The 12621-nt window shown below is 50.0% G+C and carries 10 protein-coding genes; 4 read left to right on the top strand and 6 right to left on the bottom strand.

The features are described 5' to 3' along the window. Nucleotides 1–455 (top strand): FumA C-terminus/TtdB family hydratase beta subunit (locus tag DT73_RS19475; RefSeq protein WP_036113600.1); only part of this gene is annotated, 455 nt, incomplete at its 5' end. Between the two features lie 173 nt (nucleotides 456–628). Next, nucleotides 629–2026, top strand: coding sequence for a class II fumarate hydratase (gene fumC, locus DT73_RS19470; RefSeq protein ID WP_036113599.1), 1398 nt, complete (start codon nucleotides 629–631; stop codon nucleotides 2024–2026). 21 nt (nucleotides 2027–2047) lie between these two features. Here fumC and tus read toward each other — a convergent pair whose 3' ends face one another. From tus to ydgH, 6 genes are all read right to left on the bottom strand, one after another. Then, nucleotides 2048–2974 carry a DNA replication terminus site-binding protein gene (gene tus / locus DT73_RS19465; protein WP_036113596.1) on the bottom strand — a complete coding sequence of 309 codons (927 nt, stop codon included), beginning with the start codon at nucleotides 2972–2974 and terminating at the stop codon, nucleotides 2048–2050. 127 nt (nucleotides 2975–3101) lie between these two features. Then, complete coding sequence (rstB, locus tag DT73_RS19460) at nucleotides 3102–4382, bottom strand: two-component system sensor histidine kinase RstB (protein WP_036113593.1); 1281 nt, start codon at nucleotides 4380–4382, stop codon at nucleotides 3102–3104. A gap of 389 nt (nucleotides 4383–4771) precedes the next feature. Further along, nucleotides 4772–5506, bottom strand: a complete 735-nt coding sequence (gene rstA, locus DT73_RS19455; protein WP_036113588.1) for a two-component system response regulator RstA — start codon at nucleotides 5504–5506, stop codon at nucleotides 4772–4774. A 41-nt stretch (nucleotides 5507–5547) separates the two neighbouring features. Beyond that, the gene (gene folM, locus DT73_RS19450; protein WP_036113585.1) at nucleotides 5548–6267 is read right to left on the bottom strand and encodes a dihydromonapterin reductase; all 720 of its coding nucleotides are present in this window, start codon (nucleotides 6265–6267) and stop codon (nucleotides 5548–5550) included. Between the two features lie 28 nt (nucleotides 6268–6295). Next, entirely contained in the window at nucleotides 6296–7678 is a 1383-nt protein-coding gene (locus DT73_RS19445; protein ID WP_036113688.1) for an amino acid permease, read from the bottom strand. Between the two features lie 441 nt (nucleotides 7679–8119). Continuing rightward, nucleotides 8120–9064, bottom strand: coding sequence for a DUF1471 family protein YdgH (ydgH, locus tag DT73_RS19440; protein WP_036113582.1), 945 nt, complete (start codon nucleotides 9062–9064; stop codon nucleotides 8120–8122). Between the two features lie 536 nt (nucleotides 9065–9600). On the opposite strand from ydgH, the gene pntA reads away from it, so the two are divergent. Both pntA and pntB read left to right on the top strand, forming a co-directional pair. After that, nucleotides 9601–11136: a Re/Si-specific NAD(P)(+) transhydrogenase subunit alpha gene (gene pntA / locus DT73_RS19435; protein WP_036113579.1), complete on the top strand. Its 1536-nt coding sequence runs from the start codon at nucleotides 9601–9603 to the stop codon at nucleotides 11134–11136. Between the two features lie 10 nt (nucleotides 11137–11146). Further along, nucleotides 11147–12532, top strand: a complete 1386-nt coding sequence (gene pntB, locus DT73_RS19430) for a Re/Si-specific NAD(P)(+) transhydrogenase subunit beta (RefSeq protein ID WP_036113561.1) — start codon at nucleotides 11147–11149, stop codon at nucleotides 12530–12532. The last annotated feature ends 89 nt before the right edge of the window (nucleotides 12533–12621 follow it).

Genomic DNA, 12621 nt, shown 5'->3' with positions numbered 1-12621 from the left:
AACTGAAAGAGCTGCTGGACAGCGGTGAAGAACTGCCGCAGTACATCAAGGACCACCCGATTTATTACGCCGGGCCGGCCAAGACACCGGAAGGGTATGCCTCCGGCTCGCTGGGCCCAACCACTGCCGGGCGTATGGACTCCTATGTGGATTTACTGCAGTCCCACGGTGGCAGCATGATTATGCTGGCGAAAGGTAACCGCAGCCAGCAGGTAACGGATGCCTGTAAGAAACACGGTGGCTTCTACCTGGGCAGCATTGGTGGCCCGGCTGCGGTGCTGGCGCAACAGAGTATCAAGAGCCTGGAGTGCGTGGCTTACCCGGAACTGGGTATGGAAGCTATCTGGAAAATCGAAGTGGAAGATTTCCCGGCGTTTATCCTGGTGGACGACAAAGGTAACGACTTCTTCCAGCAGATTTCTGGGCGATGCGATAACTGTGCAATAACCAAGTAACTCCTGGTGACAGACTGCGTTATGCAGTCTGTCGCTCTGTTCTGATCCCCGCGTTGTAAGTGACGTTGTCACAATTCCATTTCCCAATCTGTGCTCATCTTGCTGTTTATAACCCCAGCCGGGGATGAATTGACTATCTTTGCAGAGAAGACTTTTTTCATGCGGGAGGAAATATGGCTGAAAGCAGGATGGAACATGACTCAATGGGCGACATCGCCGTAGATGCGCAACGCTTATGGGGCGCGCAGACCCAACGTTCACTGATGCACTTTCGGATATCATCAGAAAAAATGCCCGGCATATTGATTCACGCGCTGGCATTAACCAAACGGGCAGCGGCCACCGTCAACATGGATTTGGGTATTCTGGATAAGGTAAAAGGCCACGCCATTATTGCCGCAGCAGATGAGGTACTTACGGGGAAGCACCAGAATGAGTTCCCGTTAGCCATCTGGCAGACCGGTTCGGGTACACAAACCAATATGAACATGAATGAAGTGCTGGCTAACCGGGCCAGCGAGTTATTGGGTGGCGAACGGGGTAATAACAGGTTAATTCACCCGAATGATGATGTGAATAAAAGCCAAAGCTCCAACGATGTATTCCCCGGGGCGATGCATGTGGCGGCGGCACTGGCGATACAGCGTGATTTATTGCCTGCACTGGCCCGTCTCACAGAGTGCCTTGAAGAAAAATCTGCCGCTTATATGTCGGTTGTGAAAATCGGTCGTACCCATTTGCAGGACGCCACACCGCTGACCCTGGGGCAGGAAATTAGCGGCTGGTACAGCATGCTGGGAGATCAACAAGCGCACATCGAAGCAACACTACCGCAATTATATCCTTTGGCTTTAGGGGGAACCGCTGTGGGAACCGGGCTGAATTGCCCGCCAGGTTATGCCACCGGCGTTGCAGCTGTGCTGGCACAATTGACCGGTGTGCCGTTTGAAAGTGCAGCCAATAAATTTGCGGCGCTGGCAACCTGTGACCCGCTGGTGCGTGTTCATGGCGCGCTTAAGGCCCTCGCGGCATCCCTGATGAAGATTGCGAATGATGTCCGCTGGCTCGCTTCCGGCCCACGTTGCGGCATTGGTGAAATTACCATTCCGGAAAATGAACCCGGCAGCTCGATTATGCCGGGTAAAGTTAACCCGACACAGTGTGAAGCCCTGACTATGTTGTGCTGCCAGGTAATGGGGAATGATGTTGCGGTAGGAATGGGCGGCGCTTCAGGTAACTTTGAACTGAATGTCTACCGGCCAATGATTATCCACAATATTTTGCAGTCTGTTCGTTTGCTGGCCGATGGCATGACAAGCTTCACTGAGCATTGCGCCAATGGTATTGAGCCTAATCAGGCACGCATTACTCAGCAACTCAATGCATCGTTGATGCTGGTGACGGCGTTAAATACCCACATTGGGTATGACAAAGCATCGATGATCGCCAAAAAAGCCCACCATGAAGGCACCACACTGAAAGAAGCGGCACTGGCAAGCGGCTATCTCACGGAAGCTGAATTTGACGAGTGGGTGCGTCCGGAAGCAATGACCGGCCAGGCTCCGGGCTGACAGGCACAGATAATGTGAACGTTAGTCGTCCATCAGCCACAAATGCAGGCGTGGGATCAGTAGCGTGCCTTGTTGTGCAGAGGGTTTATGCCGCCAGGTAATACTGGCGGCTTCATAATTCAACAGTTCGCCAATGTCTGGCACAGCAGTATGTTCCTGGCAAAGAACTAATAGAGGTGAAGAGCAGGCGAGCTGTTGTTGCCTGCGCTGCCCTGCATACCATACCCGGGCAATGGGTTGTACTTTCACCGGGCGGCGGATCTTGAGCCTTACCCGCTCGGGTAATGAAGCTACATCCTGATACTCGCGTGACACATGGGCATGCCATTGTTCCTGTGTCCAGGGGGGAACTGCGCGTTTTGCCTTCAGGCTTTTTTCCAGTATTACCAGCACTTCATCACGGGTGAGGTTTTTAATAATCTGCTTATTTGCCCAACCAAAATTAATTGAGGAGGGATTTTCAGGCTGTGTAATCTGGCGCCATGTATTCAGGGTAATCAGTCCTGGCAGGTGTTGGTGTACCCACTCAAAACGGGCCGTTGGCGGTAAGTTAACGGTTTGTGTGATGAGGGTTTTTAGCGCCTGTTTATGCTGGTTAATATCGCCAATTAGTGAGCTGAGTTCAGTGTGTTGGCTGCTGTCAACGGCAACACACAACGCCCCCGGCAGGCGCACCGCGGCTTTGCTGCTCTGCTTTGCAGACTGCTGTTGGATAAAGAAATGGCGGAAATGCTGCAACGCGCGGGTGCGTGCCGCCTGGCCGACAAGGGCTGTCACCGCGATTTCATCGATGTCATCCTGCTCTGTACCTTTCAGGCGTTCCGGCAGAGCAAATGTACGAGCGGCAAGTAAGCGGCATTCAGCCAGCACTCTGGTAAGCTGTGCTGTCTGGTGTTCAATATGACTGAATGTTTTTTTGAGTGCCTGAGTGCAATCCTGTTGTGCCATATCAGTACCTGCATGATGGTTAACCAGAGTATCATTTTAGTTACAACATACTCATAGTTTGGCACAAACGCCCGGCATTAGCCAGGGAGCCTGGTTTAACAGGCCTGGCAGGGCCTGAGAGTAAGTGTCAGGAGCGTTGCAGCGGCCAGCTAAAACTCAGGCGGGCACCACCCAGCGGGCTCTTTTGCACGCTGGCTTCACCATTCATAGCGGTTGCAATAGAGTGCACAATGGCCAGCCCCAGCCCACAGCCACCAGTGGCTCTGTCTCTGCTTGGGTCGAGGCGAACAAAGGGTTCGAATACCCGGGTACGTTCCGCTTCAGGTATACCGGGCCCGTCGTCATCCACAGATAATGTTGCCTGGTCACCGGAGACGACTAACGTGACATGGAGCTGTTTTTCACTGTAACGCAGGGCATTATTTACCAGGTTGTCCAGCACACGTTCCATAAGACGCAGGTCAACCTTGCATGTGAGCGCCTGTTGGGGAATATCCAAAGCCAGTTCGCGCTCGGGGTGAATAAAACGCACATCATCAATGCGTTCTTCAAGCCAGAGGGGTAAGTCTATTTCTGTCAGGTTCAGTACCGTTTGTGGACGGTCCAGCCGGGCATAGGTCAGTAATTCTTCAATCAATCCTTCCAACTGGCTGACATCCCGGTTTAATGCCTGCGACTCTTCCTCTGACAGCCTGTCACTCATTTCCAACCGGTAACGCAAGCGTACCAGCGGGGTGCGTAATTCATGGGCGATACCATCAATTAATTGTTTTTTGCTGGAAATCAGTGTGTTGACGTTGTCGGTCATTTGGTTAAATGCAACTCCCAGCCTTTCAAAGCTGGAGCCACTGTCAAAGTGAATGCGCTCATCAAGGTGACCGTCACCAAAACGTTGGGCGGCTGATTCCAGTTTCAACATATCTTTCCAGTGAGGGCGCATCCAGATAAACACAGGAACAGCCAGCGATATAGCGATAAACGCCATCAGCGCGACATCCAGCAGGCGCATTTGGTGGAGGAAGAACAGATAAGGAACCGGGCCTACAACCAGTGCGTAGTGGCTGCGGGGAATACGCTGTAAAAAAGTATATTCCTGGTCCAGCGCCACAATATCGCCTTCTTTCAGGCGCTGCTGGGTCGCAGCGTCCAGATGGAAATTGTTCAACGGTTCAATATGTAACTTGAAGGATAGATTGAAATCCAGATCATTTAGCGTCTTATTCCAGTCTCGCGGGGGGATCTCGCGCAATTCACTGCGCATCAGGTAAAGCGAGCTTTTCATCAGGTCGTCAAGGGACTGCCGCCCGGCACGTTCTGCAGTGAATTTATAAACCAGACCAACCAGCATTGCCATCAGCAGAAAGCAGACAAACAACAGTAAATAGAACTGAATAAAAAGTTTCTTCATAGTCCACCGTAAGGTACGCACATGGAATAAGCCGCATTTACTGCCGTCGACGGCTCAGAGATGGCGATGCAAAGTATACTCTGAATCGTGTTTCCGGCGACGAAATACCTGCAGGATGGTGCTAAGGAGAATGCCACGTCAGATTGCCGAAGGGGAGAATAATGCCAGAATAAGTATCTGGTTGGACCATAAAAAAAAAGAGAAATTTTCGTTAAGGAAACTTCACTGCCTGCCGATAACCTCAGTACGCAGGGGTGCAGCACTATCAGCCACTCTTCACACCGAAGGTGTTGATAGTGATTCACCTTATGTTGATAACCATAGCGTAGTGATACTTCTCAGGGCCGTGTTGATGTCGCCGGCCCTCTTTTTTTTGCTGAAAACTGGCCTTACCGGGAGGTTTCCCACGCGTGGGGAGCAAACAGGTAGCCTTTGTTGCGGATAGTTTTAATGCGATAAGGTTCTGTTGCACTGTCGTGTAGTTTTTTTCGTAACCGGGAAATAGCCACATCGACACTGCGATCCAAACCATCGTAACTCACACCGCGCAGATTTTTCAGTAACATATCCCTGTCCATGATTTGCCCGGCGTGGCTGGCAAGTTCCCATAGCAGTTCAAAATCCGCTGTTGAGAGCAAAATAGTCTCTTTACCAAGAGTGACCTGGCGATTCAGAGGATCAATGCAGAATGTACCAAAATGGATGGCCTGCTGAGGACGGGGGACAGACGCTGAAGCCACTTGCGACACATTTTGCCGGGCACCTGCATTCTGGCGTAAATGCAGGCGTAAACGAGCCAGTAACACAGCCGGTGGGGTTGTTTTAAGGATATAATCGCTGGCCCCCATTTCAAGTGACAAAATATGGTTCATATCACTATCAAGCGAGGTAAGTAAAACTATCGGGCCTTCCCATTTTGGGCGCAGGTCGCGGCACAATGACATACCGTCTTTGCCCGGAAGCATTATATCCAGAAGAACCAGGTCAGGGTTTTCCCTGGCAATAACCGCTTCCGCCTGGTCTCCCCGGGTTTCAATAATGACATCTATGTCGTGCTTGCCTAACCAGGCGGCAATTAATGACCCAACTTCCGGGTCATCTTCAACAAAAACGATTTTAGTCATAATAGGTGGTGTTAATTGTCCTGCTGAACGTGCGAAAACAGTTAGCGTAAATGCCGCCCACCATCAACCGCGAAGGTGCGTCCGGTAGCATACTTGCTGCTCAGCAAGTAATCTACCAGATGAATAATTTCCTGTTCCCCGGGGGCGATTTTCATTAATGATTTGTCCAGCGCTTTTTGGCGATACTGGTCGTCGTCCTGGGGGTTGAACATGATGAGAGAAGGGGCAATGGCATTCACTTTAATGCGTGGCGCTAATTTTATTGCGAATGAACGCGTTAAGTTATCGAGCGCCGCTTTACTTGCCGCGTAAGCAATATGTTTATCACTGCCACGTTCAACAACATAATCGGTGAAATGTACAATATCGCCACTGGCAGGTTCGTCTGTTCCTGTGATACCAGCCAGTTGCTGGTTTAACAGGTAGGGTGTGCGTACATGAATTTGCAGCATGGCTGCCATGACATCTGCATCACTGGTTGCTCCGCCTTCCGCAATCCACTGGCTGGCATTATGAATAATGGCACGTAAACCAGCAGGGCTTTGTTCCTTAATTTGGCGGGCAAAATCCAGCACACCTTCATCGGTGGAAAAATCAGCGGCTATACAGCAAACACCAGCCTGTTCCAGCTCACTGATCACCGGGTAGCGGGTACGGTAACTGATGATAACCGGTTGCCCGAGTGAAACGAAATGTTGCGTAAGAGCCAGGCCAATACGGCGTGCGCCGCCTGTTATCACTATGGGTTGAACCTGGCTCATTGCGTCACCTTTTCGTTATGTTATGCAGTTAGCTTACCAGCATCCATGTCGCAGGGAAGGCAGCTAACAGAATCAGGCTGATACCTGCTTTTTCCAGCCACCGAAGTTGGGCATTATCCTGATGCGTCCGGCGGGCATAAAGAAATACGATTATACCGGGAGCGTACAATACCACGGACAGCAATAAATGCATCAGCCCGGAAGCATACAGTAACCAAATGCCATACACGCAGGCACCATAGCCAATAATTCGGTGTATGGGGGACCGCGCCATTTTGACCAGAAAGGCACCAACCAACAAATAAGGTACCAGAATCATTTCGGAGGCAATGTTTAACAATGCGTTGTAATCAGCACCAGTCAGCCAGATAAGCACCAGGCAAGCCTGAACACTGATATTGGTTAACCACAATGAAGCAGCAGGAGCATTGTTTTTGTTTTGGTGAGTAAAAATGCGCGGAAATGCTTTATGGGTGGCAGCCAGCAGGGGGACTTCTGCAGCCATAATAGTCCAGCTCAGGTAAGCGCCGCATACAGAAACAATCAGGCCCGCGGCAATAATCACTTCACCCCACGACCCCATCATTTCGACCATAATGCCTGCCATAGACGGATTTCGCATGGCTGCCAGTTCCGGGCGGCTGACAACACCTAAAGAGAGCAATGTGACGAATAAATAAACCACTAATGCCGCAATGACCGCCAGTATGGTGGCACGGCCAACATCTTTTTTATGGCGGGCCCGGGCAGAGACAACCACCGCACCTTCCACACCAATAAATACCCACAGGGTGATGAGCATGGTGCCTTTGACTTGCTCCCATACCGGAACACCGAGTGCAAAACCGGTAAAGTCGAGATCAAAGCGCGAAAACTCAAACGCAAGGGCTGCGAGGACAATAAATAAACCCAGCGGTAATAATTTAGCCAGCGTGGCGACCAGGTTAATTCCTGCCGCAGTCTGTACCCCGCGCAGGACAAGAGCATGAACAATCCATAACAGGCAGGATGCACCAACAATTGCCTGCCAGGTGTTACCATCGCCAAAAATGGTATGGCCTGGACTGTCGGTGAAAAAACTCAGTGCGGAGAAAACAATAACCAGGTAGGAAACATTGGCAATAACGGCACACAGCCAGTATCCCCAGGCGGAGCAAAAGCCAATCAGCTCGCCAAAACCTTCCCGTGCGTAGGTAAATATACCACCATCCAGGTCCGGGCGAAGGCGTGTCAGTAGCAACATTGCGCCAGCCAGAAGCAGGATCCCTGCGCCGGTTATTGCCCAGCCAATCAGTAATGCCGCAGGGCTGGCAACGGCTGCCATATTTTGCGGCAGGCTAAACACGCCAGCGCCGAGCATAGAGCTTAAGACCAGCGCTGTCAGGGCCGCAAGGCCAAGTTTTTTTTCCATTAACAACCTGTCAGTAGATGCGCCAACCAGAATAATTATTTCGTTAAGGCGCATAAAAATGGTGAATTTTACTAAGGCGCGGGATTTTACGGGCTGTGAAAACTGCATGCAATGACTTAAACCAGAAAAAACGCTGAATGGCAAAAAAACAAGCAGACTTGTGATGTGCAGTACAGAAAGGGGGCCAGACTGGCATAATCAGTGCTGTAAAACAAAAAAAGTAGCCAGAAAACTGGCTACTTCAAATTGATGAAAACGAAGGAAAAAGCGTGGTTTTTCCTTCGTTTTAGTTAGCAGCCGAAAATCAATAAATTGATTTTCCTGGTTGTTTATTGGGTGACATCCTCTCGTTCATATGCGGACATGAGGTTTGTCATCAGACTCAAGTAGCCAGAAAACTGGCTACTTTCAGGTGACATAACACAGCGGATGAAACGGGTGTTATTTGTACAAATCAGCGCTGATAGTCATATTGCCGCCACGTTCCTGCCACTGGCGGGTAATGTGGTAGTATTTAGCACCTGCTTTTGCAGCGCGTTTGGCAACATTGTAAGAAACATCAGTCATGCTGGCGTAGTGGCCCGTAAATTTGATGCTGTCGAACGGAACCATCTGGGCAGCGGTGATTTTATTCAACTCTTCAATTTTTGTACCGTCAGGCAGAGTGACAGTGTAACGGCCGCCTTTTGAAGACTGAGTCTCGAAGAACCGACCAACATCACTGCTCAGCATACCGGAAGAGGCCACACCCGGAATTTCAACCTTCTTCGCGGCTTCACCGCCTTCAGCCAGCAGTTTGCGGCCTGTCTCAGAATCAGCCGGAATAGCATTCGGGCTCTGCAGAACACGTTTCTTGGCATCCGCTTTATAGATAAAAGCCGTGATCATCTGGTTGCCGCCCTGGTTGGTGTCCATTTGGCGAACAATATAAAAAGATGCGGCGCCTTTCTCTTTGGCTGCTTTCGCAATGGCGGCGTTTACGTCCGGCTGCGAACGGTAGAACCCCTGAACAGTAACCGTGTCGAAAGGCTCAAGTGCAATAGCCTGGTCTTTCGGCAATTCCATCACACCTTCAATGATGCGATTCTTTGGTTTTTCTGCTTCCTGGGCATCGGCATGGTAGATATCAGCGGTAACGCGAGAGTTACCACTGTTACCATAATCATGTGAGTCAACAATATAAAATGATGCTGCACCCATGCTGTCCGCTTTTTTGGACACGGCGGCAACTGCATCGCCAATAGAGTTATAACGACCAGTAATTACGATACGGTCATAGGGTTTTAATGCAGCTGCTTTTTCTGGTGTCAGTTCAGTTGCGGCATGAGCCGATACTGCCACCACAGAAAAGAGAGTGGACGCCAGCAGGGTGTACTTAAAATTCATAGTTAATCCTTCGCCTTGCGCATAAAAAGTACTGATTACAGCCTTATAATACTGTTGTGTACAGGCCGATTATTACATTGAAAAGCCTTACTGTCTTCGCCAATTTTGCCGGTAAATGCGTTTCCTCTGCCATGAAGCAATATTATTTTGCGATATCTGGTAAAAACAGCCGCTTTATCAGTATATTCGTTAATACTTACCACTTTTATAAGTTAAAGTAATGTTAATTGTTGCCAGCACGTCAAAAATCGGATCGCGTTTTAACTGGCTTTTGTGGCTGAATATCTCACTTTTTTATAAAATATAAGTAAAAAATATTACCTGGATGTGCACCTGACTACACTTTCACTGTTCCGATGAGAAATGTAAGACCTGAGATATAGATCACAGGCGTTATTTTCAGTAGGTTATAGAAACATTGTTACAACAGGATTTTCTTGCAGATTAAAAAGTCGCCAGTGGGTAAATGTGCCTGTTGTGCGTCTTTTTTCTCATTTTCATTAAAACCATCACGAGAATCGATGGAAGGGAAAACTATGCGTATTGGTGTACCTCTCGAACGCCTCAACGGTGAAACCCGGGTTGCCGCAACGCCGAAAACGGTGGAACAGCTGCGTAAACTGGGGTTCGATGTTGTCATTGAACATGACGCCGGAAAACTCGCCAGCTTTGATGACGCTGCTTATGTCCAGGCTGGTGCGGAAATTGTGGATACCGCTCAAGCCTGGCAGGCTGATGTGGTTTTTAAAGTAAATGCGCCAGAGCAGGGCGAAATTACGCAAATGCGCGATGGCGCAACATTGGTGAGCTTTATCTGGCCTGCCCAGAATCCTGACTTAATGGCCATGCTAAGCGCGCGCAATATCAATGTAATGGCGATGGATGCCGTGCCACGTATTTCTCGTGCACAGGCGCTGGATGCATTGAGCTCAATGGCTAATATCGCCGGTTACCGTGCGATTGTTGAAGCTGCACATGAGTTTGGCCGCTTTTTCACCGGGCAAATTACCGCCGCCGGGAAAGTGCCGCCAGCAAAAGTGATGGTCATCGGTGCCGGGGTGGCTGGTTTAGCCGCGATTGGCGCCGCCAACAGCCTTGGGGCAATCGTACGCGCCTTTGATACCCGGCCGGAAGTGAAAGAACAAGTGCAAAGTATGGGCGCTGAGTTCCTTGAGCTGGATTTTGAAGAAGAAGCGGGCAGCGGTGATGGCTACGCAAAAGTTATGTCGGAAGCCTTTATTAAGGCGGAGATGGCTTTGTTTTCGGCTCAGGCTCAGGAAGTCGACATCATTGTTACTACCGCGCTGATTCCGGGCAAGCCTGCACCGAAACTGATTACCCGTGAAATGGTTGACAGCATGCAACCCGGTAGCGTGGTGGTTGACCTTGCAGCACAAAATGGCGGTAACTGCGAATACACCGTGCCGGGCGAAGTTTTTGTTACGCCGAATGGTGTCAAAATCATCGGCTATACCGATTTACCGGGCCGTCTGCCAACTCAATCATCTCAGTTGTACGGTACTAACCTCGTCAACCTGATGAAACTGCTGTGTAAAGAAAAAGACGGCATCGTCACCATTGATTTTGAAGATGTTGTGGTGCGTGGGGTTACTGTCGTACGCGAAGGTGAAGTTACCTGGCCTGCACCGCCTATTCAGGTTTCAGCACAACCACAGGCACAGGCAGCACAGCCGAAAGCCGCAGCACCCGCAGCACCAGAAAAAGCCGCATCGCCATGGCGGAAATATGCGTTCCTCGCTCTGGTGATAATCCTGTTCGGCTGGTTATCTACCGTGGCACCGAAAGAATTCCTTGGTCACTTTACGGTATTCGCGCTGGCGTGTGTTGTGGGGTACTACGTGGTCTGGAATGTGAGCCATGCTTTGCACACCCCGCTGATGTCAGTCACCAATGCTATTTCCGGGATTATTGTTGTAGGGGCCCTGTTGCAGATAGGCCATGGCGGCTGGGTCAGTTTCCTCAGCTTTATCGCGGTATTAATTGCCAGTATTAACATCTTCGGTGGTTTCACCGTTACTCAGCGCATGCTGAAAATGTTTCGTAAAAATTAAGGGGTAACAAATGTCTGGAGGATTAGTTACTGCTGCATACATTGTTGCCGCGATCCTGTTTATTTTTAGTCTTGCCGGGCTTTCCCGCCATGAGACATCAAAACAGGGCAACGTGTTTGGCGTCGCAGGGATGGCTATTGCACTGGTAGCAACCATTTTTGGGCCGGATACCAGTAATGTCGTATGGATACTGGTAGCCATGGTGATTGGTGGTGGGGTTGGTATCCATCTCGCCCGTAAAGTTGAAATGACAGAAATGCCTGAACTGGTGGCAATTCTGCACAGCTTTGTTGGCCTTGCGGCGGTGCTGGTTGGTTTCAACAGCTATCTTGACCATGCTCCTGGTATGGAAGCCGTGATGGAAAACATCCACTTAACGGAAGTTTTCCTTGGGATCTTTATTGGTGCGGTGACTTTTACCGGGTCTGTCGTCGCGTTTGGTAAACTGCGCGGTAAAATCTCATCAAAACCATTGATGCTGCCTCACCGGCATAAACTGAACCTGGCCGCTCTGGTTGTATCATTCCTGTTACTGATTATTTTTGTGCGCACCGGCAGCGTAGGGACTCAGGTCTTTGCATTGTTGATAATGACAGTGATTGCACTGGCCTTTGGCTGGCATCTGGTTGCCTCCATTGGTGGGGCCGATATGCCGGTTGTGGTTTCAATGCTGAACTCCTATTCGGGTTGGGCTGCTGCAGCTGCAGGCTTTATGTTAAGTAACGATTTGCTGATTGTTACTGGTGCGCTGGTTGGTTCGTCGGGGGCGATTCTGTCGTACATTATGTGTAAGGCAATGAACCGTTCGTTCATCAGTGTTATTGCTGGTGGCTTTGGTACTGATGGTGCATCAGGTGGTGAAGAAGTTACCGGTGAACATCGTGAAATTAGCGCGGAAGAAACAGCTGAAATGCTGAAAAATTCTACCTCGGTAATTATCACTCCGGGCTATGGTATGGCCGTTGCTCAGGCACAATACCCGGTTGCGGAAATCACCGAAAAATTGCGTGCCCGTGGTGTAAAAGTACGTTTCGGTATTCACCCGGTTGCCGGGCGTTTACCTGGGCATATGAACGTTCTGCTGGCTGAAGCCAAAGTACCTTATGACATCGTGCTGGAAATGGATGAAATCAATGATGATTTCGCCGACACCGATACTGTACTGGTTATTGGCGCTAACGACACGGTAAACCCGGCTGCGCAGGATGACCCGAAAAGCCCTATCGCGGGTATGCCAGTACTTGAAGTGTGGAAAGCGCAAAACGTGGTGGTATTCAAACGCTCTATGAATACCGGTTATGCCGGGGTGCAGAACCCTCTGTTCTTTAAAGAGAATACGCAAATGCTGTTTGGCGACGCCAAAGCCAGCGTGGATGCCATTCTTAAATCACTGTAACTGAATAGTTGCTAACCACAACCCCGGGAGCCACCACAGGCAACCGGGGTTTTTTGTTTTGACGATTCGGCAGGTAATAAAAAACCCGG

The organism is Mangrovibacter sp. MFB070 (assembly GCF_000705335.1).
GTDB lineage: Bacteria > Pseudomonadota > Gammaproteobacteria > Enterobacterales > Enterobacteriaceae > Mangrovibacter > Mangrovibacter plantisponsor.
The sequence above is the reverse complement of the archived record's forward strand: the minus strand, read 5'-3'. Positions and strand labels throughout refer to the sequence as shown.

Bases quoted from the DNA above. Each gene is read 5' to 3' on its own strand.
- ydgH (WP_036113582.1), bottom strand. From the start codon at position 9,064: ATGAATTTTAAGTACACCCTGCTGGCGTCCACTCTCTTTTCTGTGGTG.
- pntB (WP_036113561.1), top strand. From the start codon at position 11,147: ATGTCTGGAGGATTAGTTACTGCTGCATACATTGTTGCCGCGATCCTG.
- DT73_RS19445 (WP_036113688.1), bottom strand. From the start codon at position 7,678: ATGGAAAAAAAACTTGGCCTTGCGGCCCTGACAGCGCTGGTCTTAAGC.
- rstA (WP_036113588.1), bottom strand. From the start codon at position 5,506: ATGACTAAAATCGTTTTTGTTGAAGATGACCCGGAAGTTGGGTCATTA.
- pntA (WP_036113579.1), top strand. From the start codon at position 9,601: ATGCGTATTGGTGTACCTCTCGAACGCCTCAACGGTGAAACCCGGGTT.
- folM (WP_036113585.1), bottom strand. From the start codon at position 6,267: ATGAGCCAGGTTCAACCCATAGTGATAACAGGCGGCGCACGCCGTATT.
- tus (WP_036113596.1), bottom strand. From the start codon at position 2,974: ATGGCACAACAGGATTGCACTCAGGCACTCAAAAAAACATTCAGTCAT.
- fumC (WP_036113599.1), top strand. From the start codon at position 629: ATGGCTGAAAGCAGGATGGAACATGACTCAATGGGCGACATCGCCGTA.
- rstB (WP_036113593.1), bottom strand. From the start codon at position 4,382: ATGAAGAAACTTTTTATTCAGTTCTATTTACTGTTGTTTGTCTGCTTT.